At 61.0% G+C, this 25549-nt stretch carries 24 protein-coding genes; 3 read left to right on the forward strand and 21 right to left on the reverse strand.

Annotation, left to right across the window (positions count from 1 at the left end; all coding sequences use genetic code 11):
- Positions 1–195 precede the first annotated feature (195 nt).
- The 5 genes from tyrS to EWR20_RS10075 form a co-directional block, all read right to left on the reverse strand.
- Positions 196–1527 carry a tyrosine--tRNA ligase gene (gene tyrS / locus EWR20_RS10055; protein ID WP_371811894.1) on the reverse strand — a complete coding sequence of 444 codons (1332 nt, stop codon included), beginning with the start codon at positions 1525–1527 and terminating at the stop codon, positions 196–198.
- A gap of 58 nt (positions 1528–1585) precedes the next feature.
- Complete coding sequence (locus EWR20_RS10060) at positions 1586–3913, reverse strand: HelD family protein (RefSeq protein ID WP_129360555.1); 2328 nt, start codon at positions 3911–3913, stop codon at positions 1586–1588.
- Between the two features lie 56 nt (positions 3914–3969).
- A complete protein-coding gene (locus EWR20_RS10065; protein WP_129360556.1) occupies positions 3970–4521 on the reverse strand; it encodes an adenine phosphoribosyltransferase in 552 nt (183 codons plus the stop codon).
- A gap of 167 nt (positions 4522–4688) precedes the next feature.
- A complete protein-coding gene (gene argH / locus EWR20_RS10070; RefSeq protein ID WP_129360557.1) occupies positions 4689–6182 on the reverse strand; it encodes an argininosuccinate lyase in 1494 nt (497 codons plus the stop codon).
- Positions 6183–6236: 54 nt separating this feature from the next.
- Entirely contained in the window at positions 6237–7439 is a 1203-nt protein-coding gene (locus tag EWR20_RS10075; protein ID WP_129360558.1) for an argininosuccinate synthase, read from the reverse strand.
- A 224-nt stretch (positions 7440–7663) separates the two neighbouring features.
- Between EWR20_RS10075 and EWR20_RS10080 the strand changes: the two genes are divergently transcribed.
- Complete coding sequence (locus EWR20_RS10080; protein ID WP_129360559.1) at positions 7664–8083, forward strand: ankyrin repeat domain-containing protein; 420 nt, start codon at positions 7664–7666, stop codon at positions 8081–8083.
- Positions 8084–8105: 22 nt separating this feature from the next.
- Here the strand turns inward: EWR20_RS10080 and EWR20_RS10085 are convergent, their stop codons facing one another.
- The 6 genes from EWR20_RS10085 to argC all read right to left on the reverse strand — a co-directional run bounded on the left by EWR20_RS10085 (position 8106) and on the right by argC (position 14097).
- A complete protein-coding gene (locus tag EWR20_RS10085; RefSeq protein WP_129360560.1) occupies positions 8106–8579 on the reverse strand; it encodes an arginine repressor in 474 nt (157 codons plus the stop codon).
- 2 nt (positions 8580–8581) lie between these two features.
- Entirely contained in the window at positions 8582–9526 is a 945-nt protein-coding gene (argF, locus tag EWR20_RS10090) for an ornithine carbamoyltransferase (protein WP_129360561.1), read from the reverse strand.
- Positions 9527–9575: 49 nt separating this feature from the next.
- A complete protein-coding gene (locus EWR20_RS10095) occupies positions 9576–10799 on the reverse strand; it encodes an acetylornithine transaminase (protein WP_129360562.1) in 1224 nt (407 codons plus the stop codon).
- Positions 10796–11749 carry an acetylglutamate kinase gene (gene argB / locus EWR20_RS10100; RefSeq protein WP_129360822.1) on the reverse strand — a complete coding sequence of 318 codons (954 nt, stop codon included), beginning with the start codon at positions 11747–11749 and terminating at the stop codon, positions 10796–10798. The genes EWR20_RS10095 and argB overlap by 4 nt, the downstream gene beginning before the upstream one ends.
- A 75-nt stretch (positions 11750–11824) precedes the next feature.
- Entirely contained in the window at positions 11825–12991 is a 1167-nt protein-coding gene (gene argJ / locus EWR20_RS10105) for a bifunctional glutamate N-acetyltransferase/amino-acid acetyltransferase ArgJ (RefSeq protein WP_129360823.1), read from the reverse strand.
- A 44-nt stretch (positions 12992–13035) separates the two neighbouring features.
- Entirely contained in the window at positions 13036–14097 is a 1062-nt protein-coding gene (gene argC / locus EWR20_RS10110; protein WP_129360563.1) for an N-acetyl-gamma-glutamyl-phosphate reductase, read from the reverse strand.
- Between the two features lie 122 nt (positions 14098–14219).
- Between argC and EWR20_RS10115 the strand changes: the two genes are divergently transcribed.
- A complete protein-coding gene (locus EWR20_RS10115; protein WP_129360824.1) occupies positions 14220–15182 on the forward strand; it encodes a quinone oxidoreductase family protein in 963 nt (320 codons plus the stop codon).
- Positions 15183–15301: 119 nt separating this feature from the next.
- Here EWR20_RS10115 and EWR20_RS10120 read toward each other — a convergent pair whose 3' ends face one another.
- From EWR20_RS10120 to infC, 9 genes are all read right to left on the reverse strand, one after another.
- Positions 15302–15931, reverse strand: a complete 630-nt coding sequence (locus EWR20_RS10120) for a hypothetical protein (RefSeq protein ID WP_129360564.1) — start codon at positions 15929–15931, stop codon at positions 15302–15304.
- Positions 15932–15996: 65 nt separating this feature from the next.
- Positions 15997–18549: a phenylalanine--tRNA ligase subunit beta gene (gene pheT / locus EWR20_RS10125; RefSeq protein WP_129360565.1), complete on the reverse strand. Its 2553-nt coding sequence runs from the start codon at positions 18547–18549 to the stop codon at positions 15997–15999.
- A 4-nt stretch (positions 18550–18553) separates the two neighbouring features.
- Positions 18554–19684, reverse strand: a complete 1131-nt coding sequence (gene pheS, locus EWR20_RS10130) for a phenylalanine--tRNA ligase subunit alpha (protein WP_129360566.1) — start codon at positions 19682–19684, stop codon at positions 18554–18556.
- Positions 19685–19802: 118 nt separating this feature from the next.
- The gene (locus tag EWR20_RS10135; RefSeq protein ID WP_129360567.1) at positions 19803–20243 is read right to left on the reverse strand and encodes a (deoxy)nucleoside triphosphate pyrophosphohydrolase; all 441 of its coding nucleotides are present in this window, start codon (positions 20241–20243) and stop codon (positions 19803–19805) included.
- Between the two features lie 3 nt (positions 20244–20246).
- Entirely contained in the window at positions 20247–21212 is a 966-nt protein-coding gene (locus tag EWR20_RS10140; RefSeq protein WP_129360568.1) for a cation diffusion facilitator family transporter, read from the reverse strand.
- 60 nt (positions 21213–21272) lie between these two features.
- Positions 21273–22208 carry a TrmH family RNA methyltransferase gene (locus tag EWR20_RS10145; protein ID WP_129360569.1) on the reverse strand — a complete coding sequence of 312 codons (936 nt, stop codon included), beginning with the start codon at positions 22206–22208 and terminating at the stop codon, positions 21273–21275.
- A gap of 140 nt (positions 22209–22348) precedes the next feature.
- Positions 22349–22732, reverse strand: coding sequence for a 50S ribosomal protein L20 (rplT, locus tag EWR20_RS10150; protein WP_129360570.1), 384 nt, complete (start codon positions 22730–22732; stop codon positions 22349–22351).
- A gap of 85 nt (positions 22733–22817) precedes the next feature.
- Complete coding sequence (rpmI, locus tag EWR20_RS10155; RefSeq protein WP_030016127.1) at positions 22818–23012, reverse strand: 50S ribosomal protein L35; 195 nt, start codon at positions 23010–23012, stop codon at positions 22818–22820.
- 156 nt (positions 23013–23168) lie between these two features.
- Entirely contained in the window at positions 23169–23882 is a 714-nt protein-coding gene (infC, locus tag EWR20_RS10160; protein ID WP_129360571.1) for a translation initiation factor IF-3, read from the reverse strand.
- Between the two features lie 310 nt (positions 23883–24192).
- Between infC and EWR20_RS10165 the strand changes: the two genes are divergently transcribed.
- A complete protein-coding gene (locus tag EWR20_RS10165; protein ID WP_129360572.1) occupies positions 24193–24654 on the forward strand; it encodes a DUF1844 domain-containing protein in 462 nt (153 codons plus the stop codon).
- Positions 24655–24687: 33 nt separating this feature from the next.
- Here the strand turns inward: EWR20_RS10165 and EWR20_RS10170 are convergent, their stop codons facing one another.
- Complete coding sequence (locus tag EWR20_RS10170; RefSeq protein WP_129360573.1) at positions 24688–25548, reverse strand: SseB family protein; 861 nt, start codon at positions 25546–25548, stop codon at positions 24688–24690.
- Position 25549 lies beyond the last annotated feature (1 nt).

A 25549-nucleotide genomic window follows, 5' to 3' on the forward strand; every position in this document is an offset into this window, starting at 1 on the left:
AGAACCTGTCAGAACAAGTCCCCCCGTGCCTCGCGGCGACAAGAAAAGACTTTACACACCCACAAACACCAACACCAACTCGAAACCACGTGAAACACGCCACACACCCCCACAACCCCAGCATGACAAGGCAAAACGGCCCGGAAACTACCTCAAGAGGTGGCTTCCGGGCCGTCGTCGGCAGGTGTCCGCGAGCTATTTGCTGCGCACGGTCACCATTGCCATGTTCTTCTTGCCACGGCGAATGATCGCGTACTTGCCGTGAAGCAGCTGCTCAGGGCCTACTTCCGCGTCTTCGCCTTGGACCTTGACGTTGTTCACGGCGGCCCCGCCCTCCTTGAGAGTGCGCCTGGCCGCGGATTTGGACTCGCACAGATCGGTGCTGACCAATAGGTTGATCAGGGAAAGATCGGAGCCGTCTACTTCCGCATGCGGCAGTTCAGCCGTCGCGGCCACGAGGGTTGCTTCATCCAACGCGGCAAAGTCGCCCTTGCCGAACAACGCGTTGGAAGCTTCAATGACCTTTTCGGTCGCGTCGACTCCGTGGACCAGAGAGCAGACCTCATAAGCGAGCGTCTTCTGCGCTTCACGACGGAAGGGCTCTTCCTCGGTCTTGCGCCCCAGCTCTTCGATCTCCGCGCGAGTGCGGAAAGTGAATACCTTGAGTCGGTCGACAACGTCGGCGTCAGCGGTATTGAGCCAGAACTGGTAGAACGCGTACGGGCTCGTGAGCTCGGGATCCAGCCAAATGGCGTTCCCCTCGGACTTGCCAAACTTGGTACCGTCCGAATTGGTGATCAGAGGAGTCCCGATGGCGTGGACCGTTTCCCCTTCGACCTTGCGAACAAGCTCGGTTCCCGAGGTCAGATTGCCCCATTGGTCGGAACCGCCGGATTGCAAAGTACATCCGTACTGACGGTAGAGCTCCAGGAAGTCCATACCCTGCAGAATCTGATAGCTGAACTCCGTGTACGAGATACCCTCATCCGAATTGAGCCTTTTGGCCACAATCTCTTTTTTGATCATCGTGCCCACGCGGAAGTTCTTGCCGATGTCCCGCAGAAAGTCGATGGCCGACAGTCCTCCGGTCCAGTCCAGATTATTGACCATTCGCGCCGCGTTTTCGCCTTCGAAGGAGAGAAAACGCTGGACCTGGCCACGCAGGGCATCGACCCAGTCGGCCACGACCTCACGCGAATTCAAGGTGCGCTCCGCGGTTTGGCGGGGGTCCCCGATCAAACCTGTCGACCCACCGACCAGGCCCAACGGTTTGTGACCGTCTAGCTGGAGCCGGCGCATGACGAGGAGCTGGACCAGGTGTCCCAAGTGCAAGGACGCTGCCGTGGGGTCGAACCCGCAATAATAGGTGACCGTTTCTTCCGCCAGGGCCTTCTCCAAGGCTTCCTGGTCGGTCGAGACGTGGACCAGACCACGCCACACAAGTTCCTGCCAGATATTGTCAAAACTCTGGTCATTGGACTGTTCGTGCAATCCATGCACCGAGTCGATCACGGGATTATTCGTCACGCGGTTCACGCTACCATTCGCCATGCGTCATTGCTTCTTTCATCACAGTTCCTATCCCCTACGAAGACAGGGAATCCGTCGTCCATTCCTCCAGTCCAGCGGGCACATCGTGGGAAGCGATCAACGCCAACCGCTGCGTCGGGCGGGTCATGCTCACGTAGAGATCGCCGACGGTTCCGTACGCCGCATCCACCATCGACCCGGGCTCCGCGATCACGACGGTGTCGAATTCGAGCCCCTTGGCTTCCCACGGGGTCAGAACCAGGATCTGCCGTTCAAGGGCTGTCTCCGAGGTTCCCGTCAAATCCGAGAACTCCTCGGTCACCGCCCTGACCACGCGCTCGTAGTCGGGCTCGGCCACGATGACGCCGACCAACCCACCGGCCACCGCGGACAGGTCCTGCCGCAGTCGACGTTTCAACGCACCGAGTACGTCGTCGGTGCGGATCACCTCAGGACTCCATTGGCCCTCACGAACCGCCCGTGGGGCCGAGACATCGAGCCCCGCGGCCTGGGCCATCGACACCGCTGCGTCAGAAATCTGCGACGGAGTACGGTAGTTGACGGTCAGTTCGTCGAGCGTGTACCGCTCCCCCGCGAAGGGTTCCAGGGCCTCGTGCCAACTGGAGGACGATGCGGCGGCCGAGGCCTGAGCGATATCACCGACGATCGTGAAGGATTTCATGGGGCACCTCCTCATCAGGAGGCGCCATTGCATCGGCGAGAGCTCTTGTGCCTCGTCCACGACGACGTGCCCATACGCCCAAGTACGATCGGAATTCGCGGCTTCGGCGGCGGTCATTCGTGCTGTACCGACTTCGTTGTACCCCGCAAGCATCTCCGCGGTCACCACGCCATTGACGCCCATGTCTTCCAAAGCCGCGTCGACGTTCTCCAGGGTCTTGGTCGCGTTTTCGAGATTGAAATTGCGCTCCGCCGCCGCCCGTGCGGCGGACTGACCGACGGCCGCCTCGAAGTCGCCGAGCAATTCGGCGGCCTCATCCAAGAGGGGCACATCGGCCTCGGTGAAAGGCGCGTCCTTGGGCCGGAGCAGCGCATCGATCTCCTCCGACGTCAGATGCGATGCCGCCGACTCCAAGTATTGACGCTTCGAAAACAGGTCACGGACCAGCATCTCGGCAGTCATCGGCATCCAGGCAAGATTCAGGGCCACTCGGACATCGCGCGACTGACGCACGTCTTCGACGAGGTAGGAACGATCCATGTCGTTGCCGCTCGATTCGTTGAGTTGCTTTTCGAGCTGGTCCGCCAGATCCTGCACAAGGATCTTGACGAAGGTCTCCCGTGCCTGGTTATGGGGCTTTCCGGTGGCGCGGGCACGCTCTCGCGCATGCTTGACCTGCCTCGGCCTGAGCTGAACCTTCGAGGAATCAACATAAAGTTCTTGGATTTGCTGAGGAACCTTCTGGCGGTCGGCGACTGCCTTCTTGACGACCTGAGCCATCTCCAAGGCTCCCTTGATGCGCGCAACCCGCGGATCGGTTTCCGGAACCGCACGAATGCCAGGGAAGAGGGTAGCCAGCGAGGACATCACGACGCCGGTCTCCCCGAGGGACGGCAGGACGCGTTCGATGTACCACATGAAGGAGGAAGACGGCCCGACGACAAGGACCCCGGACTTCTGAAGCCGCTCACGATTGGTATAGAGCAGGTACGCGGCTCTGTGAAGTGCGACCGCAGTCTTGCCCGTTCCCGGCCCGCCCTGGACAACCCGGATCCCGGCGAGGTCCGCGCGGATGATGCGGTCCTGTTCTGCCTGAATGGTAGCGACAATGTCGTTCATCCGACCCGTGCGCTTGCGGTTCAGAGCAGCCAATAATGCGCCTTCGCCGTGCAGCACCTCCTCGCTGTCGAGGAATTCCGGGTCGAGCACGTCGTCCTCGATGTTCTTGAGAGTGCGTCTGTCCAGAATCAGGTGGCGACGCCGCTGAACGCCCTGCCGCTCGAACGCGGTCGCCTGGTAGAAGGTTCCCGCCTCCGGGGCGCGCCAATCGACCATGAGGCGCTCATGATTCTGGTCGGCCAGGCCAATGCGCCCGATATAGCGGGTCGATTCGTCATCGAGGTCCAAACGGCCAAAGACCAAACGGTTGTCCACGGCGTCAAGCTGGGCGAGCCTGTCCTCGTAGAACGTCGCGTAGGCGTCTCGTTCGGATCGATTTTGATGGCTCCCTGCCGAACCGGTGCGGCGCACATCGGCGAGTTTTCCCCGATTTTCTTCCCGGAGTTCGTCCAGGCGCGTGTAGAGGCGGTCCACGTAGGCACGCTCATGGCTCATGGCCTCCTCGAGCTGCCGCTCATAGGCCTCGTGATCTGTGTTTTCGGGGGTCGCCTTCTGCGGGGCGTCCTCGTGAGGGGTAGACATAGGCGTTCTGAAATTCCCTAGAAAGTCCGAGATGTGGTTGCTGAAGAGTAAAGAGTCTAGACCGTGTAGAGGGCGCTGACGTTATGCCCTTGGAGATTTGATCGCCCGTTCAGCCCGTCAAGTTCCATGACGACGCCGATTCCGATCACGTCCAACCCGGCCCGTTCCATGAGTTTGACGGCAGCGCCGAGAGTCCCTCCGGTCGCGAGAATGTCATCGAGGATCAGGACTCTGCTGCCAGCGGGAATATCGTCGCGATGGATTTCCAGGGTCGCGGTCCCGTATTCGAGCTTGTACGACTCGGCGTAGGTTTCCCGCGGCAATTTTCCTTCTTTGCGAACCGGCATGACCCCGACACCCGCGGCATACGCTGCTGCCGAGGCCAGGAGAAAGCCGCGCGCCTCGACGCCCGCGATGACATCGAATTGGCCCTCGAAGCGGTTCAGGAGGGCGTCGATGACTTCACGGAATGCCGCACCGTCCGCGAACAGCGGAGTCAGGTCCCTGAAGATGATTCCCGGTTCCGGATAGTTCGGGATGACCGCACACACCTTGTCGATGGTCTTGGCAACGCGGGTGTCCGCGGTGGGCGTGATGGACTCGTTCATAACTCGCCTGACTTCCGGGCGCGCAAGGCCCCATTGGACGAAAAGTGCACACAACAGAGTACGCCACACTGCCCTGGCGAGATAACTCACCGAGGCAGCATGGCACGCAATCAAACGGTCGGCGAGCCCGGGCTGTTCTTGCTTGTCACATGGAGACCGGAGCGAGGTCAGTCGATCATGCGGAGACGCTCCGCAAACTTCCTGTCGGGACCGAGCGCCGTCTTCAACGCTTCGAGCTGCGCCTTCACGGCCGACGGAGCCGTGCCACCCTGGGAGGCACGCGAGTTCAAGGAACCTTCGACGGTCAAAACCTCTCGGACCGCAGGTACCAAGTGTTCCGAGATCTGAGCGAAGTCCTCGTCGGACAGATCCCAGAGCTCGCAGTCCTTTTGCTCGCAGACGCGCACGGCGTCTCCCGCGATTTCGTGAGCCACACGGAACGGGACCCCTTGACGCACAAGCCATTCGGCGACATCGGTCGCCAAAGCAAAACCTTGCGGAGCAAGTTCTGCCAGCCGTTCGATGTTGAATTCCAGCGTCTCGATCATGCCCGAGACCGCGGGCAGCAAGACCTCGAGCTGGTCGATCGCGTCGAAGACGGGTTCTTTGTCCTCTTGCAGATCCCTGTTGTACGCGAGAGGCAACGCCTTGAGAGTCGCCAGCAGACCAGCGAGATCGCCGATCAGACGGCCGGATTTGCCTCTGGCCAACTCTGCGATGTCCGGATTCTTCTTCTGGGGCATGATCGAGGATCCGGTCGAGAAGGAATCATGGAGCTTGACGAAGGAAAACTCTTTGGTAGCCCAAAGGATGACTTCTTCCGAAATGCGGGACAAGTCAACCGAGATCATCGCCGCGATCCAGGAGAATTCTGCATAGACATCGCGACCGGCCGTCCCGTCGATCGAATTATGCGCTGCCGAGTCGAAACCGAGATCTTGGGCGACGGCCTTCGGATCGAGTCCCAAGGACGATCCCGCGAGAGCTCCGGAGCCGTACGGGGATACCGCGGCACGCTTGTCCCAGTCGCGAAGGCGTTCAAGGTCGCGCGAGAGCGCCCATGCGTGGGCCAGGAGTTGATGGGACAGCAAGATCGGCTGGGCGTGCTGCAAGTGCGTCCTGCCCGGCATCGGGGCGTAAGGATGCTTTTCCGACTGCGAGATGAGTGCATCGATCACATCCAGAACCCCCCGGGCCAAGAGTGATGCGTGATCCCGGAGGTACATGCGACCAAGAGTCGCGATCTGATCATTGCGCGAGCGGCCAGCTCTGAGTTTGCCGCCCAGATCCACGCCTGCCCGTTCGATGAGCCCTTTCTCCAACGCACCATGGACGTCCTCGTCGGAGTCCGCAGGAACATACGCTCCCGTGCGGACGTCCTCTTCCAACTCGTCCAAGGCCGCGAGCATGCCCGTCAGCTCATCGTCGCTGAGCAGCTCCTTTGCGTGCAGAACGCGGGCGTGAGCGCGCGATCCAGCGATGTCGTACGGAGCCAGCCGCCAGTCGAACTGGGTCGACTTGCTCAGGGCCGCGAGCGCTTCCGACGGTCCGCCTGCAAAGCGTCCGCCCCAGAGGGCGCCGTCGTTGGTTCCGTGCTTATCGTGGGTTGAAGTCACCGTTCGCCTTTCATTACCGCCCACCGTGGGCTCGGTCCTCGACATCGACCTCTGCCCGCCGGTCGCGGACCGGCGGGCAGAGCCAAGAGGTACTGCTGACTACAGTCCCAACCGCTGGTCACGAGCGGACGCGACCTTGGAGGACATACCGAAGAGTTCGATGAATCCTCGTGCCTGGGACTGATCGAAGCTGTCGCCCTCATCATAGGTCGCCAGGTTGAAGTCATACAGAGAAGTATTGGACCGCCGCCCCGTAACGGTGGCCCGTCCACCGTGCAGGTCCATGCGGATCTCACCGTTGACCATTTTCTGCGTGTCGTCCACGAAGACGTCGAGGGACTTCTTGAGCGGGGAGAACCACTGACCGTCGTAGACGAGCTCCGTCCACCGCTGGTCGACCGTCTTCTTGAAACGAGCCTGTTCACGCTCGATGGTGACGTTTTCGAGCTCCTTGTGGGCGGCGATGAGAGCCATCGCACCGGGAGCCTCGTAGATCTCGCGGGACTTGATTCCAACAAGGCGATCCTCGACGACGTCGATCCGACCGATCCCCTGAGCACCAGCTCGACGATTCATGATCTCGATGGCCTCGAGAGGAGTCACCGACTGACCGTCAATGGCAACCGGAATTCCCTGTTCGAAAGTAATGGTGACTTCGTCAACGGCCGGCGGGAAGGTCGGATCGTCCGTGTAGTCGTAGACGTCCTTGGTCGGCTTGTTCCAGATGTCCTCGAGGAACCCGGTTTCCACGGCCCTTCCCCACACATTCTGGTCGATCGAGAACGGATTGGACTTGGTCGTCACGATCGGCAGGTCATTATTTTCGGCGTACGTGATCGCTTTTTCACGGGTCAGGGCAAGATCACGTACCGGTGCAATGCACTGGAGATCCGGTCCGAGGGTCTGGATGCCGACCTCGAAACGCACCTGGTCGTTGCCTTTGCCCGTGCACCCGTGGGCTACGGTCGTCGCATTGAACTGCTTCGCGGCTTTCACCAGATGCTTGACGATCACCGGACGGGACACCGCGGAAACCAGAGGATAGGCATCCATGTAGAGGGAGTTGGACTTGAGCGCGGGCATGCAATATTCGGTCGCGAATTCTTCGCGAGCATCTGCGACGTACGCCTCGACGGCGCCGCAATCGAGGGCTCGCTGCCGAACAGTCTCCAGGTCCTCGCCGCCCTGCCCGACGTCGACCGCCACGGCGATCACTTCGGCCCCGGTGGCTTCTCCGATCCAGCCGATGGCCACGGAGGTGTCCAATCCTCCCGAATACGCGAGTACAACCCGATCCGTCATGGGTGAACCTTTCTGCTAGTTCGCGACCGGCCGTTCGGCCAGCCCTTCATATCTCGTTCTTGTATGACTATACATAAATTATTGTATTTATACACATTGGCGTCATACCCACTTTCCCCACCGCAGGCACGGCGTTATGTGCCGGCGAAACGTCTTCCGTGTGCGTCGGCCAGTCGTCCTGTACGATTATTTTGAGTAGTTCACAATAAGAGGATGGAGAAACAATGACGGACCAGGAACAGAACCCCCCGGAGCTGACCGATCAAGAACTCGACGTCCTGCATCAAATCTTCGACCTGGCCCGCGAGGGTCAGGCAGAACAACTCGGTGCGGCCCTCGACCAAGGCGTCCCGGTCAACCTGACCAATTCCAAAGGCGACACCCTGCTCATCCTGGGGGCGTACCGGGAACAGCCCGAGGTCGTCTCACTGCTGATCGACCGCGGGGCGGACCTGAACCGGCTCAACGACCGCGGTCAGACTGCACTCGCGAGCGCGATCTTCCGAAATAACCGGGAAATCGCGACCGCGCTCCTCGACGCAGGCGCGGATCCTTCACTCGGGTCTCAGACGGCCACTGCGATCGCGGACTTCTTCGACATCGCCGATATGAAGGAGCTGCTCCGCGAGCGGGGCATCGACTAATCCAGGACCTCCAATCTTGGCCCTACTCCGACCATTCCAGGAAGCGCTGCGCCAGAGCGTTCCCCCCGTTGGGGTCTCGGGAAACCACCATCACGGTGTCGTCGCCGGCGATCGTTCCGATAGCTTCCGGAATATCCGTGTGGTCTAGAGCCGAGGCCAGGAATTGGGCGGCACCCGCGGGGGTCCGGAGCATCACAATGTTCCCGCTCGATTCGGCCATAATGAGCAGATCACGGAAAAGACCCTTCAACCGATCTGGCGCATCCCTTTCCTTGACCGAGTCCGACCCCGAGACCGAATAGATGAGGACGCCGTCCGAGCCCCGGATTCTCTCGGCGCCGATTTCCACGAGGTCTCGAGAAAGTGTCGCCTGGGTCACCTGGACCCCGTCCTGTTCCAAGTACTCTGCGAGCGCAGACTGCGACCGAATCTTCGCCGACTCGAGCAATGAAATGATGCGAGCCTGACGCGCGGCCTTGGTCGAAGGAATCCCCATCGTTATCGTCGTTCCTTTCCCAGACCCGAGGCGCTCATCAGCCAAGCCATGAGCGCCTTCTGTGCATGCAACCGATTCTCCGCTTCATCCCATACAACCGAGGCCGAACCATCGATCACTTCGGAAGCGACCTCCAATCCACGGAATGCTGGCAAACAATGCATGAATATAGCCGATTCGCCGGCCTTGTCCATCGCCTCGGCGCTGACCTGGTACGGGGCGAAAATGCTCTTGCGTTCCTCAGTCTCGTCCTCCTGGCCCATCGAGACCCACGTATCCGTTACGACGACGTCCGCGCCTTCGAGGGCCACTGCCGTATCGGTCGTAGCCACCACGGATCCGCCGGTCTCGGCCGCACGCTGCCGCGCGGCGTCGAGCACCTCTGAGCGAGGAAGATACCCCTCCGGGCCGGCGACCCGCACATTCATGCCGGCCGTCGCCCCACCCAGCAGATACGAATGGGACATGTTGTTGGCGGCGTCGCCGAGATAAGCCAAGGTCAGACCCTCGGTCCTACCGAACCGCTCCTTGATCGTGAGAAGGTCGGCCAGGATCTGGCACGGGTGATAGTCGTCGGAAAGGGCATTGATGACCGGCACCGTCGAATACTCCGCCATCTCCTCGAGGCCCGACTGCTCGAATGTGCGCCACACGATGGTCGACACCATACGTGTGAGAACTCGGGCCGTGTCCGCAATCGATTCCTTATGACCGAGCTGGGACTCCCCAGGATTGACGATCAATGGATTGCCACCGAGGTCGCTGACTCCTGCACCGAACGAAAATCGGGTACGGGTGGATGTTTTGTCGAAGATGATCGCGACCGATTGAGGGCCGGCGAACGGTTTGGCCGCCCAGCGGTCCTTCTTCATCGCCTCGGCCAGCTCGAGAACGGCTTTCTGCTCTTCGGGGGAAAGGTCGGTGTCCACCAGGAAATGGCGTGTCATGGTCTCAATTCTTCGTAGCTCGAAAGGGTGGAAGGGCCGATGGCCGTTTTTAGGCGCCGTGTGCCGCTTCCAAAATGGTCGGGAGGGCCTCCAAGAAGGCATCGACATGCGTGCCTTCGATAATCAGCGGCGGGGCGAGGCGCAGGGTCGATGGCCCGGTGGCGTTGATGATGAAGCCTCGTTCTCGGGCGGCCGAGACGGCTTTTGGGCCGAGAGCCCCTTCCGCTGAATTCGGCTTCTCCAGGTCGAAGCCGATGAGAAGTCCGCTCCCCCGGACATCGACGACACCGTTGATGGCACCCAGTCCATCCCGGAGGCGTCGGCCCATGGTCCACGCATTCTCGAGCAGGTCTTCGTCTTCAATGGCTTGAATGGTCGCCAACCCCGCCGCCATAGCCAACGGGTTTCCACCGAAGGTCGTGCCATGTTTTCCGGGCCCCAGGACGTCCACGGCGTCCGGGGTCATCGCGAGCATCGCCCCGATGGGGAACCCCCCGCCCAAGGACTTGGCAAGGGTGACGACGTCAGGCTCCAGACCCCCCGAGAGCGTGCCCTGGCTCGCGAGCCACTGGCCCGTACGGCCCATCCCGGTCTGAACCTCATCCACCACGAGCAATGCACCGTTGTTCTTCGTCAGACGGCGGGCAGCTTCGAGAAATCCCTCCGGCAGAGGGTGAACACCGGCTTCGCCTTGGATGGGCTCGAGAATGAGCCCGGCGACGTCCTCGTCCATGGCATGCTCCAACGCGTCAACCGTAGGATCAATGAATTCGACGCCGCCCGGCAACGGTTCGAAAGGCGCTCGGTAGTCCTCCTTGGAGGTCACCGCCAGGGCTCCGGTGGACCGACCGTGAAAGCCGTGTTTCAGGGCCAAGAGCCTGCTCTTGCGCGGATCGGTCGAGTTTCCGTGAGATCTGACGAGCTTCAATGCGGCCTCGTTGGCTTCGGTTCCCGAATTCGTGAAGAAGACTTTCCCTCCGTCCGGGGCACCTGCGATATCGAGGAGCTTTCGGGCGAGCCGCAATTGCTCAGGAGTCGTAAAGAAGTTCGAGACGTGGCTGAGCCGGCCCGCCTGACGCGATATCGCCTCGGTCCATGCCGGGTGGCCGTGTCCCAGAGCGTTGACCGCGATCCCGCCCAGAAGGTCAAGGTAAGTCCGGCCGTCCGCATCCGTCACGAGGCACCCTTTGCCTTCCGTGAGAACGAGAGCCGGATCTCCGAATACGCCCAGTAGGTCGTTGCGATAATCGTCCAGAAGGTCTTGCTGCGTCATGGGGTCTCCTCTGCTGTGTGGAATGGGTTGACCAGAACGAAGTCGGCGAGCGGCTTGGGAGCCGATGCTGTGCCGGTCACCTGGGTCCCGATTCCGGAGTCTGTAAAGATTTCCAAGAGCGGCGAATGGGCTCGTCGCCCGTCGACGATCGAAGCCGTGGGAACACCGTTTTCGACCGCTGCCAGGCACGCGCTCATCTTTGGGATCATGCCTTCCGCCAGCTGCGGAACCAAGTCCCGCAGTTCTTTGGTGGTCAGGGAGCTGATGAGGGAGTCGGTGTCGGGCCAGTCGGCGTACAGACCCTCGACGTCGGTCAGCATCACGAGCTTTTCCGCTCCAATGGCAGCGGCCACGGCCGCCGCTGCGGTGTCCGCGTTGACGTTCAAAACTTCACCGGTCGGCGTATCGAGCGGCATGCCTTCTTCGACGGCTCGTCCATCGGCCAGTATTTCCGGCGCGATCGAAGAGATGACCGGTATTTTCCCGGCGTCGATCATGGACGTGATGGCGGTGGTGTTGACCCCGACGACTTCGCCCACGAGACCGAGATCCACTTCCTCGCCGTCGACGACGGTCTTGATCCGACGCGCACGCAATAGGCCTCCGTCTTCCCCCGACATGCCGACCGCGTGGGGACCGTGCTGATTGATGAGACCCACCAGCTGACGAGCAACCTGCCCAGTGAGCACCATCCGAACCACGTCCATCGCTTCCGGTGTGGTGTACCGCAATCCACCGCGGAATTCGCTAGGGATACCTAGTCGAGCGAGCATCGTGGATATCTGCGGCCCACCGCCGTGGACCACCACAGGTTTGATTCCCACGGAACGCAGGAACACCATGTCCTCCGCAAATGCTGAGCGAAGCTCTTCGCTGATCATGGCGTTACCGCCGTATTTGAAGACCATGATTTTCCCGGCGAACCGCTGAATCCACGGGAGCGCTTCCATGAGCGTCTCCGCTTTGCTCTGCGCCGAGGCGTACCGCAATTGGTCACTCTGCTGTGGCACGGTAGATCGATTCTCCTAGCTCGAGTACGCCGAGTTTTCTTCGACGTAGTCGTGGGTCAAGTCGTTGGTCCAAATAGTCGCGGATTCAGTTCCGGCGCCGAGGTCTATGACGACCTCGACTTTCCGGCTGCTCTCGAGGTCCACCAGCGATCGGTCTTCCCCGATCGCCCCACCAGCACAAATCTTGACTCCATTGATCGCGACATCTACCTCGTCGGGCTCGAAGTCCGCCGACGTTGTGCCTACCTCGGAGAGGATACGACCCCAGTTCGGGTCATTTCCGAAGATCGCGCATTTGAAGAGGTTGGATCGGGAGACCGCTCGGGAGACTTCGAGTGCCTGGGGCTCCGACACAGCTCCCCGGGTCGTGACGTGGATGTCGTGACTGGCCCCTTCGGCGTCCGAAATGAGCTGAAGGGCCAAGCTCACGCAGACTTTCGTGAGGGCTTCGGCGAATTCTTCGACATCGGGGCTGGTGCCGCTTGCACCGGAGGCCAGGAGGGCGACCGTATCGTTCGTCGACATGCACCCGTCCGAATCCGCGCGGTTGAAGCTGTGCTCCACCGCAGCCTTCAACGCGGAGTCGAGGTCCTCCGCGCCCAATGATGCGTCCGTTGCGAGCACGACGAGCATGGTGGCCAAACCGGGGGCGAGCATTCCGGCACCTTTGGCAATGCCTCCGATCCGAACCTGGCCGTTGGAAGTCTGCAACGTCATGGACGCCTTCTTCGGAACCGTATCCGTGGTCATAATCGCGGTCGCGGCCGCGTCGTCATTCTCAGGCCCGCTGCCCAGGGACCGGACGGCGTTCTTGATGCCGGGCAGCAGTCGGTCCATCGGCAGTTGCTCGCCTATCAATCCGGTTGAGCAGATCAGCACGTCACCCGCAGCCGATCCGGTCAACTCTGCAACCTCTTCTGCGCTGCGGTGTGCGTTGCGAAAACCTTCGGGCCCGGTGCAGGCGTTTGCGCCGCCCGAATTGAGCAGAATGACGTCGGCCCTCCCATCCGCAACCACCTGGCGGGACCAATCGACCGGAGCCGCAGCGAAGCGGTTACTCGTGAAGACGGCAGCTGCCGAGAACTCTGGCCCCAGATTGCGCAAGACGGCGACGTCGTTGCCACCGCTGGCCTTCAGACCCGCGGCGACGCCGGAGTATTCGAAGCCATGGACCACGGACAGACCGTGTTCCACGTCGACATCGGAAAGTTCGGCTGGTTCATGGCTCACGGAACGAGTCCTTCCTGTTCCAAGCCCGTGGTCTCGGCGAGCCCGAGGGCGATGTTCATCGACTGAATGGCGCCGCCGGCGGTGCCTTTCGCAAGATTGTCGATCGCGCAGGTCACGATCACACGCCCCACGTGCTCGTCGAAAGCCAGTTGCATCACTGCGTGATTGCTCCCTTGCACCGACTTCGTCGTCGGCCATTGGCCTTCCGGCAACACGTGGACGAAAGGTTCAGGGTCGTATGCGGTATCCCACATCGTCCGGAGATCATTCGACGTGACTCCTGCTTTGACCCGGGCCGTGGCTGTGGTCAGGATTCCCCGCGGCATCGGGGCCAGAGTAGGCGTGAAGCTCACGCTGACCTGCCGCCCCGATGCATCAGCAAATCCCTGCTCCATTTCCGGTGTGTGCCGGTGAATTCCGCCAACTCCGTAAGGGGACATCGAAGACATTGCTTCGCTGGCCATCAGATGTGGCTTAAGAGCTTTGCCCGCCCCGGATGTGCCCGAAGCAGCAACGATGACCACATCCTGAGGTTCTAGTACGTTGGCCGCGAATCCCGGGGCCAGGGCCAGCTGGGCGCTCGTGGGATAACACCCCGGCACGGCGATCCTCTTGGCGCCCACCAGGTTCTCGCGCTGCTTAGCCATCTCTCCTCCGCGGGTGGGCGAAGTAATGAGCTCGGGAAGCCCATAAGGCCAATGACCTGCATGGTCGGTTCCATAGAACCGAGACCAGGCATCTGGGTCACGAAGGCGATGGTCGGCACCGGCGTCAATCACCAGCGTGCCTTCGGGCAATTGGGCCGCAACCGGACCGCTCGCCCCGTGAGGCAGAGCCAGGAAAACGACGTCGTGTCCGGCCAACGTATCTGCAAAGGTCTCCTGAACAGTCAGATGGGCCAGCGAACGCAGATTCGGGACGAGTTCGCCAAGGCGACCACCGGCCGTTGAATTCGCCGTCACCGTGGTCACTTCTGCTTCCGGGTGTTGCGACAGGAGTCGTAAGACCTCTCCACCGGCATAACCCGTCGCGCCCGATACTGCTACCGAAAATGTCATGAACCCACCGTACCGCAGATTTATACAATGAACTAAATCTTTATACATACAACTACTAGGATGGCCGCGAGACCACAGTCCAACCGAAGGAGATGGCCTTGTCAGAGCAGATACCCGAAACCATGACAACCGTTGTTGCGCCGGTGAGCGGTGGTCCACAGGTCTTGGTGGATCAGCAGGCTCCCGTCCCGGACCCGTCGGCAACCCAATTGTTGGTGAGGAACGTCGCTACGGGAGTCAACTTCATCGAGACTTACCAGCGCTCCGGTGTCTACGACGTGAAGTACCCATTCACGCCCGGAAGCGAAGCAGTTGGCGTGGTTGTGGCCGCCGGATCCAGTGTGACCCACGCTCGAGTCGGCGATCGGATCGCCACCAGCCAGGCCTTGGCCACCTACTCTGAATACTTCCTGGTCGAAGACGACAAGGCAGTCAAGCTTCCTGAAGGAATAGATCCGAAGGACGCCGCGTGTCTCCCGCTTCAGGGTGTGACCGCGCATTACCTGGTGCGTTCGACCTACCCTGTGAGTGCGTCGGACACGGTGTTATTCCACGCAGGCGCGGGCGGAGTAGGTGGTTTGGCGATACAGCTCATCAAGAATCTGGGGGCCAAGGTCATCGCGACAGTCTCTACGGATGAGAAGGAAGAGATCGCTCGTCGTCACGGAGCAGACCACGTGGTCCGGTACGAGCATTTCGCGGATGAGGTTCGTGAGCTGACCGACGGCCGCGGAGTGGACGTCGTGTACGACTCTGTCGGCAAGGCAACGTTCGAGGATTCCTTGACGACGCTCCGACCTCGAGGGGTCGCGGTTCTCTTCGGAGGTGCAAGCGGACAGGTACCGCCTTTCGATCTCCAGCGACTCAATGCGATGGGCTCGTTGTATGTGACGCGTCCGTCGATAGGAGCGTATTTGAGGGATCGGAGAGAACTCGAATGGCGCATGAGCGAGCTATTCGACGATGTTCTGGCTGGACGATTGAAGGTCAGCCTGGACGCAACCTTTGCCTTGGCCGAAGCCGCCCGGGCCCACCAGTATCTGGAAGATCGAAAGACTCGAGGCAAGGTATTGTTGCAGCCTTAATAGGTGACACCAACGCGGCGGTTTCGCCCCCCCCCCCCGCATGCAAGAAGGCCCGTCGAGGAATTCCTCGGCGGGCCTTCTTACGGTCAATGGCGGGCTATGCCTCGGACCGAGAGCGTTTATGCACTGATCTGTTCGTGGAGTTCTTCTTCGCGAGTCTTATGTCTGGCGAAGATTGCCCCGGCGATTCCGGCCAGGAACACCACGACCGCACCTGCCACCATGAGCCAGCCGTTCCGCTTCTCCGCAGAGACGCTGTCATCGGTGACGGGTTTGAGAGTACCTGCATCGTCGGTCTTGACGACCTTCAGCACTCCCTTGTCCACAGCCATCAGAGCATCGACATTCTGCGGGAAGTCTTCGTCCTGAGCGCCGGTTTGGGTCCCTCGGAACTGAACCTGTTGACCGGGTTTGACCTCGGTAGGGTCGTTCACGCCACCGTCGAACCGTTGGTAGGACACGTTCGAGTCCGAGGGGAGCTTGCCTTGGTACACACCATTGAACGTTTTCGTCTGAAGGTCGTTCGTCGATGTCAGGAACTGCCCTGAAACCACCCAGGAGTGCCCCGCGTAGGGAGCATCTTCCTTGGCGGAGTGCAACGACCGGACACCACCGTATATCAGCAGGCCAGCGAGAATCAGGGCGACCAGAATGATCAAGACACCGAGCCAACGCCATTTGGAGCGGCGGCGAAGGTAGTGCCCCGTTTGTTCGTCGTCTTCGTCAAAGCCAAAGAAGTCTTGTGACACGATTCTCCTCGTCTACCGGATGTTGCTGGGGAAGCCCGGTGTCGATGGGGCGGACTGGTGGTAGTTTACCCGCGCAGAACGGCCCCGTGGCGTTGTGACGCTAGCTCGATCGCGGCCTCTCGTGCCTCGCTGGCTTCGTCGTTGGTCAGCGTACGGTCCTGCGCTCGGAAGCGCATCGCGCACGCCAGAGATTTCTTATGTTCCTGGATACCTTGACCACGGTAGTCGTCGAAGACTCGAACATCCTCCAACAACTCTCCGGATCCCTCCCGCAAAGTGGCCAGGATTTCCGACGCCGGCAGATCTGAGTCCACGACGAGCGCGACGTCCTGGGAAACAGCGGGGTACCCGGAGATCGGCTCGGCCGTCACCGGTTTGCCTGCGTGACTGACCAATTGAGTGAAGTCCATCTCCATGGCCACGGTCCGCTCGGGCAGATCCAAGTTCTTGAGCACTTGCGGGTGCAGCTCTCCGGCGAATCCCAGATGATGGCCTTCCGAATCCATGAGTTCCGCGGTCCTGCCGGGATGAAACGCCTGGTGCCGTCCCTGGCGTATTTCGATCTTTACTCCGGCCGAATCCGCGATCATGCGGGCCACATCGAGCGCGTCCTGCCAGTCGTAGGGACGAGGGGTGATACCCGGGGAAGGCTGAGCATCGTTCCCGGTCAGAATCGCGGCGATATGACGCGGCTGCTGAGGCAGTCCCGCATTGAGGTCGGCAAGGACTCCTGCGCCCGGCTTGATACCCACTGCCGGGATGCGTTGAGTGCCCAGGTGCTCCTTGGGGTGGAAGACAAGGGCCGTCTCGTAAAGTGCCAAGTCGCGGAATCCACGAGAATGATTACGTTTGAGGACCTGAACCAAACCCGGCAAAAGCGAGGTTTGAAGGTAGCCCAGGGCCTCACTGATCGGATTCTCCAGTTTGATCGCGGCCACACGTTGATCTGTCTCCGGGGTCCCGAAAAGCGCGTTGTCGGCCTCGCTCACGAACGGGTACGAGGCGACCTCGGTCAGCCCGGCCGCCGCGAGCGCGTTGAGGCAGCGACGGCGCACGGATTGTTCGACGGTGAGTCCTTTGCCGCTCGGAGGGACCGGCAGAGTCGAGGGGATCTTCTCGTAACCCGACAACCGAGCGATTTCCTCGGCGAGGTCTTCCGCCTCGCTGAGATCGGGGCGCCACGAAGGTGCCGTGACCTGCAGGACGCCCCCGGTCTGGGTGACCTCCGCCCCGATGTCTTCGAGGATTCGGACGACGTCCTCCTGAGGGAAGTCCATGCCGACCCTTTTGCCCGGGTAATCGACTCCCATGTGAATTTCATGCGGGTAATAGTGCTCGAAGACGTCCGTCACGCCCTGTTCCGATCGTCCACCAGCCAGCTCCTCCAAGAGCTCGACTGCCCGTTGGGCGGCCGCAGCACAGACGAGAGGATCGACTCCGCGTTCAAACCGTTTCGATGCTTCGGACGGAAGCTTGTGACGGCGCCGGGTCCTGGCGATCGATACCTCCTCGAAACGCGCGGCCTCGATGAGGATGCGGCTGGTTGAGCCGGTCACCTCAGTTGTGGCACCACCCATGACCCCGGCCAGGCCGATAGGACCTGACTCGTCGGTGATCAACAGATCTTCCGGATCGAGTTTTCGCTCTTTGCCGTCGAGGGTCGTGAGGGATTCCCCGGACTGTGCACGGCGGACTTGGATCTCACCGGTCAATCGATCGGCATCGTAGAAGTGCAGCGGCTGTCCATATTCCAACATGACGTAATTTGAAATATCCACCGGCAAGGAGATCGACCGGATTCCGGCAAGTCGAAGACGTGAGGACATCCACGTCGGCGTCGGAGCTTCAGGGTCAACGTCGGCCACGGTTCGGGCAACGAATCGGGTCGCTCCTTGCCGATCGTGGATCGGCGACTCGTCGCTGATCCGAACCGGGTAACCCGCGTCGTTTCCGTGGGGCGCCCGCTGGTCCAAAGCTTCCGCAGGATCCGTGAATTTTTCGTTGACGGCGTGGCAGTACTCGCGGGCAACACCACGGATCGAAAAGGCATATCCGCGATCTGGAGTCACGTTGATCTCCGCGGCTTCGTCGTCGAGACCGAGCAGTGAGAGAGCGTCGGTTCCCGGTTCCGGGTCGAGTCCCAACGTCGAGAGAACCAGGATACCGTCGTGGTCGTCGCCGATTCCGAGCTCACGCACAGAAGCGATCATGCCCGCAGAAACATGTCCGTACGTCTGACGAGGCGTAATCCGGAAATCTCCCGGTAACACGGCGCCCGGCAGGGTCACGACGACCTTGTCCCCCGGTTTGAAGTTGTGGGCTCCGCAGACTATGCCCTGAACACCCGAAGGGTCAATGCCTTCGCCGGTGAGCTCCTGCGACTGGCCCTCAGGCACAACGCGAACGGAACACCAGTTCACGGTCTTGCCGTTCGAGTGTTCCTCCGGTTCCATGGTCAGCACCTGACCGACCACAATTGGTCCCGAAATCTCGTCCGACGGACGGTGGACGTCTTCTTCTTCAAGCCCAACCTTAACGAGGGTCTCCATGAGGTACTCCGCTGAGGCACCCGCAGGGAGGGGCGCATACTCGCGCAGCCACGAAAGAGGAATACGCATTGAATTAAATCTCCATCCCAAAATGCTCGCTGAAGCGGATATCGCCTTCGATCATGTCCCGCATGTCCGGTACGCCATTGCGGAACATCAGGGTCCGCTCGATGCCCATACCGAATGCGAATCCGGAGTATTGGTCCGGGTCGACTCCCCCAGCGCGCAAGACGTTCGGGTGAACCATTCCGCAACCACCCCACTCGATCCACTGCGGCCCGCCTTTGGCGTCCGGATGCCAAACATCCATTTCGGCCGAAGGCTCCGTGAAAGGGAAATAATTGGGGCGAAGCCTGATCTTCGCTTCGGGCCCGAACATCTGACGGGCGAAGTGCTCGAGCGTACCTTTGAGATCAGCCATCGTCAGCCCACGATCCACCGCGAGTCCTTCAATCTGGTGGAACACCGGCGTATGCGTTGAGTCCAGTTCATCCGTCCGGTAAACCCGGCCTGGGCAGACAATGTAAAGCGGCAATTCGCGTTTGTGCAGAGCCCTCATCTGGACCGGCGATGTGTGGGTGCGAAGCACCAAGTGGGCCTTCGCGGGATCAACGAAGAAGGTGTCCTGCAATTCGCGGGCAGGGTGGTCCGGCTTGAAGTTCAAGGAATCGAAGTTGAACCACTCGGATTCGACCTCGGGTCCGTCCTCGACTTCCCAGCCCATCGACACGAAGATGTCAGTCGCCTGTTCTTGAAGCAGCGTCACCGGGTGGCGTCCGCCGATGCACCGGTGCCCGGAACCGGCCGTGACGTCAACAGATTCCTCGACAAGGATCCGTTCCGCATGTTCGTTTTCCAGCACCTCATTCCGAGCCTCGAGCGCTTGGGTGATCCTGCCGCGCGCCTGGCCCAGCAATTTGCCGATTTCCTTCTTATGCTGATTCGACAACGAACGCATTTGGCGGTTCGCAGCGCTCACGCCCGACTTTTCGCCGGTAAATCGAAGCCGAACGTGCTTGAGTGCTTCGAAATCCGGGGTTCGGCTCTCGATGCTCTCGAGGGCTTGGGATACCTCCGCAGCGAATGCCTCGCGGACGCGCTCCAAACCCTGTTCAGGATCGTTTTCCAGGACGCCCACCATGTCTTCAAGGACCGGATCAGGTCCCGACGACGATGCGGCGCTGTCCGGCGACGTTTCAGTCATGAACAACTCATCTCTTGAAATTGCTGGCTTGTGCGTTGAACTCATTGCCTCGACGGGACGCATGGAATCCGGCCCAGAGGTCTTCGAGCACCCCCAGTCTAGAGGATATGGAGGTCTCTCAGCTCACCTTGTGGATAAGGGCGTCGATGATCGGCAGGTCGGCTGGGATCCAGGGAAGGGCCCGAAGTCTCTGCCTGTCGTCCAGGGGAACCCACTGCAATTGGCGGTGATCTTGAAGCGGCCGAGGGTCGCCGGTCGTAATGGTGCCAATGAACACCCTCATGGCGAGTCTTTCGTTGAGAGGCCACCCTTGTGGGTGGGGGCCTTCGACCTCGTCGAAGAGCTCCGCTTCTATGCCCAGCTCTTCGCTCAATTCGCGATGCAGGCCCTCCAGCAGATCCTCACCCGGCTCGACTTTTCCGCCGGGGAATTCCCACAATCCGTCGAGGGCAGCGGGTGCAGAACGTTGAGCTGCCAATAGCCGAGTTGGGGCCGATATGTCGTCGACGAGCGCGGCGCCTACAACCTGCACCGGGTACTTCTGTTCGGAGCTATCCACGCGTCAGTCCTCTCTTGTGCCTGGCCCGTCGTCGCTTTCGGGCCCAGTGGACACGTAATTCTCTCGATAGATATCCGGCTCGATGTAAATGACACGAGCTTCTGGTACCGCGTCTCTGATCCTGGCTTCCGTTGCGTTGATGGCATCCACAAGACCTACGGTGCTCACGTTTCCAGCAACGGCGATTTTGGCGGCCACCAGAATCTCCTCCGGGCCGAGGTGCATCGTTTTGAGGTGGATCAGATCGGTATCGGCCTGCTGGGTGATAGCCTCCCGGATTTTGCGTTCCGATTCCGGGTTGGCGGACTCCCCGACCAGCAGGGATTTGATCTCCACAGCGAGGAACACTGCAACGACGACCAAGAGAACTCCGATCGCCCCCGAACCTGCCGCATCCCAGCGACCGTCGCCGGTAACGACCGTCATCACCACCCCCACCAGGGCCAGGACAAGGCCGGTTACGGCGGCCGAGTCCTCGAGCATCACGACGGGCAGCTCCGGGGACTTGGCAGCGCGCAGGTAGCCCAGCCAACTACGACGTCCGCGGTTCTGCTGAGCCTGTTTGTTTGCGACGAGGAACGAGCGGCCTTCAAGCAGAATCGAGCCCACGAGAACCACGATCGGGACCCACGCCCACGATTCGATGGCGTGGGGTTCGTGCCATTTCTCCCAAGCCTCGTACAACGAGAAGAGCCCGCCGAGGCTGAACATGACGATCGAGACCAGAAAAGCATAGATGTAACGATTCTGTCCGTGGCCGAAGGGATGCTCTTTGTCGGCCTTTTTCCTGGAAGCTTTCCCACCGATGAGGAGCAAGATCTGGTTTCCGGTGTCCGCCAGGGAATGGATCGATTCCGCGAGCATGGACGAGGACTTGGTCAGCAAGTACGCCCCGAACTTCAGGATCGCTATACCGAAGTTGGCGCCTAGCGCCGCAAATATCGCTTTGTTTCCGCCGTTGTCAGCCATGTGGTGCCTCCCGGATGTTGGACTTCGTCGTGGGAAAGGGTGCCCTCGGGCTCGAAGAACCTACGGTCGCCTGGCTCGTGCGCTCGAATAGAGGCAAACTGTCGCCGCTGTCCCAACGTTCAGGGATTCGGCGCGTCCGTAGACAGGAACGGCGACTCGGGCGTCGGCCAGGTTCTTTTCCTCATCCGTCAGGCCTTGCGCTTCATTGCCGAAGAGCCACAGTGTGGGCCGTCGGAGATCGATGCCATCGGCCGGGGAGTCCTTTCGTTTCTCCACCCGAGCTTGGGCAGCTGCGTCGGACAGGTCATCCAAACTGTGGTCGCCATAGCCATCAGCGGCCAAAACCATCATGCCGCTCTTGCGTGCCTTGCCGACGAGCTCGTGGATCTCCATGCCGACCATGACAGGCAGGTGAAACATCGAACCGGCTGTGGAGCGGACCGTCTTCGGATTCAGAACGTCGACGCTGCCCTTGGTCGTGATCGCGGCGTCCGCGCCGGCTGCATCGGAGGCACGGATCAGCGTGCCGACGTTACCCGGATCCTGTACACGCACCATTGCAGCGATCAGCCCGGGATCATGACCGACAGCCCACGGACTGTTGCCGAGGCTGGGCTCAACGTGCGCCACAGCGATCACGCCCTGAGGAGTCAAGGCATCGGACATCGCAGCGAGAACCTCATCGGTTACTAGCCGTATGAAAACCTTGCGGCGTTTGCCGCCGGCCGAGGGAGCCGTGCTCCCCTCGGCCGCCGCGATCGCATCCCCCAAACCGGGATGCTTCTCCAGGGCCGCCTCGGTGACGTAGATGGCATCGAGCACGGGATGGTCCCGATGAGCGGCCAGGGCCTCACGGACTCCCTGAGGCCCTTCGACCATGAACAGCTCTCTTTTGGCCCGGGTCCGCGGGCGAGCCAGAGCAGCGATGTCTTTGACACGATCGGCGGCCGGGTTGATCAGGGTGCGCTCGCGTGAGAGCGTCTCGAAAATATCCACTGTGCCAGGCTACCCGAAGCCGACGGACCCACACCGCGGTCGGAACAGGGCATGCAAAAACGACGACGCCGCCGCGCCGACTCCACGGTGGGAGAGGGTGCGGCGGCGTCGTTCGGTGCCCGGGAAGGCTCCGCGCGGCCTTAGGCGGCCTTGGCTGCGGAGGTGTCCTCGGGAAGGTTGTTCTTGGCGATGTCGATGAGCGCCTTGAAAGCGGTCGGCTCGTTGACGGCCAGCTCAGCGAGCATACGACGGTCGACCTCGACTTCAGCGGCCTTGAGGCCCTGAATGAAACGGTTGTAGGTCAAACCCTCGGCGCGAGCAGCCGCGTTGATGCGCTGGATCCACAAACGGCGGAAGTCGCCCTTCTTCTTGCGACGGTGGTCGTAGCTGTAGACGAGCGAGTGCGTAACCTGCTCTTTGGCCTTGCGGTACAGGCGCGAACGCTGCCCACGGTAGCCGGACGCACGGTCCAGAGTTGTACGACGCTTCTTATGGGCGTTTACCGCCCGCTTCACACGTGCCACGTGTGTACTCCTAACTGTTCGGTGGGCCGCGGCGAAGGGGCCCAGAATTCTAGTGAGACGGCCTGAGCCGCTCGGGGCGAAGTGACTACTTGGTCAGCATCTTCTTAATGACCTTGGCCTGACCGCCCGTGACGATCTGATCGCTCGCGAGGCGACGAGTCAGACGGGAGGACTTGTGCTCCAGGTAGTGGCGGCGGTTGGCCTGCTGGCGCTTGACCTTGCCCGAACCTGTCAGCTTGAAGCGCTTCTTGGCACCAGAGTGAGTCTTCTGCTTCGGCATATCAGCCGTTCTCCTAACGTTCTTCTCCCTCCACGCTCCGTGGAGCGTGACGGGTTGGACTTGCAGTGACCGTTCAGGCCACTGCTGGCGGGGATCCTGCCACGCGGAAGCAAATCCGACGTGCCGCAGGGTCAACCGAAACGGCTGAGCCCTTGTTTACTCTGCGGAGGAACTGGGCTTCGGTGTGGCCGAAGTCTCGCTTTCCTGCCCCTTGGCTTGATCTTTGAGCTCGGCAGGCATGGCATCTGCCATGCTGTTGGTCACCGGCTCCGCATTGCTGGTGTCCACGCGCTCACGCGTCTTGCGGCCACCGCCCTGCTGGTTCTTCTGATCGCGGCGTGCCTGGGCACGTGCCTCAGCCTTGTTACGCAATGGTCCGATAACCATGACCATATTGCGGCCGTCCTGGCGGGGGTTGGACTCGACGGCCCCTACCTCTGCCAGATCGTCAGCCATGCGCTCGAGAAGCCGGACGCCCATTTCGGGGCGCTGCTGCTCGCGACCGCGGAACTGAATCATGGCCTTGACTTTGTCACCTGCGGCCAGGAAACGCTTTGCGTGCCCCACCTTGGTTTCGTAGTCGTGGTCATCGATCTTCAGACGGAAACGGATCTCTTTGAGCACCGTGTTCGTCTGGTTCCGACGAGACTCGCGCGCTTTGACCGCGGCTTCGTACTTGTACTTGCCGAAGTCCATGAGCTTGCATACCGGCGGCTTGGCGGACGGTGCTACCTCGACCAGATCAAGATCCGATTCGCGCGCCAGACGCAGGGCGTCTTCTACGCGGACAATCCCAACCTGTTCACCGCTTGGGCCTACCAGGCGGACTTCCGGGACGCGGATACGGTCATTGATACGTGGATCGCTAATGTGGCACTCCTGTAGTTAGCGGGTTTCCCCATAGGTTGTTCGTGCATGCAACGGCAACAAAAAAAAGCCCCCGTTGCTTTCAAACGGAGGCATGGCCCAATGATCCAGATAGCACCCGCCACCACTGGCGAGAGCACCCGAGTCTTCGGGGCGCAACCCGGCAATCCACTGGACTGACGCGGGTGGGAGACATGCTCCGCTTGAAACTCCTCAACACTATACACCATGGTTACTCTGGGGCCCAGTGGCGTTCCCGACAATCTCCGTCACCCAGGACCGAGTCCTCGCATCCTTGTGGGAAGCTTGGGTTATGACCAACAATCCTTCATCCCAGGACTCGACTTCAGGTGAGCACCCGCAGGAAACGTACAGATTCGACGAGGCTGCTGCGGCGGCCCAGAACACCTCAGGTTCTGAACCCACACCTGAGGACATCGAGGCCATAGGCCAGCAGATGCGCGATATCGCCGATGTCGCGGCCGTCGAAGTCATCACCACTTCAGCCGTGCACATGATGAGTGCCGCAGCCGTCAAGTGCGGTCTGGCCGCCGAGGAAGACGCGGCTGAGGTCAAGGACCTCGATGAGGCGCGCAAACTCATCACGGCGCTCGCAGGTTTGGTAACCGCTGCCGCCCCCGAAATCGGGTCGCAGCATGCCGGTCCGCTGCGCGACGGCCTTCGCTCGTTGCAACTTGCATTCCGCGAAGCGTCGATCGCTCCAGACGCGCCGGGCCAGGGGCCGGGCGAAAAATTCACCGGCCCCGTCTTCTGACCAGCTGATCTGCGAACTGGCGGGGTGATCAGCTCAAGCCGACGCCGCACGCAAGCGGATGTCGGCAGAGTCGACTCGCTCCGCCAGAATTCCATGGGTAGAAAACCTGTTTTGGAACCCTTGCACGACGTCGTCGAGTTCCTGCTGGTCCAGACCCGGTCGAATCGAAAGTTCGATGCTCAATTCGGGGCCCGGTCCACCGCCCGGCAAAATGTGGCCATCAGCGTCGCGGCAGCCAACTCCTCTTCCGGGCGCCATGTTGACCGTGGCAATGTTCGGTTCCGCAACACCGCACTCCTGAAGAGCTTCGAGCACAGCCGGATCGGAGTACGCCGGACGCCACCGTTTCCCCTTGGCTATCGCCCACATGGCCGGTCTGCGAACCACGAAGGTCAGATCGGTTCCTGGATTGAGCACGAGCATCTGGTTTTCGTCCTCAACCGCTGACAATGCAATTTTTCGGGAATCAGCGGCCACAGGCCGCGCTTTTTCATGCCACGAGGTCAAAGCATCCACGTTGGAAAATACCGGCAAGGCCTTGCGTCCGTCGGGAGCTTGGATGCTCACGAGCGCCATATCCGATTCCTTGTCCGAGACCAGACCCGTTTCGGTGATGTGTGATTGGGACAGCTCGGCCAGTACCGGTGCAAAGAGCCGAATTCCGGCCATGGCGTCTACCACGAATTCCTCTGGCGCTTCTCCTCGCGAGAAACGCTTCAGAGCGTCCGCGAGTTCTGCCGGTGTCCTACCGTCATCCCTGGGGTACTGGTGGGTGTGGGAGGTCCCCTCCCCCAAGTCCCGCCCCTTCCAGGGTTGACCACCAGTGTCCGTTTCCCGACCGGCGCTGGCCAATTGGGCCTGAATGTGCGCGGGCAGATCTTTTTTGTCGGCCATG

The sequence above is a fragment of the Rothia uropygioeca genome (genome assembly GCF_004136585.1).
Taxonomy (GTDB): Bacteria; Actinomycetota; Actinomycetes; order Actinomycetales; family Micrococcaceae; genus Rothia.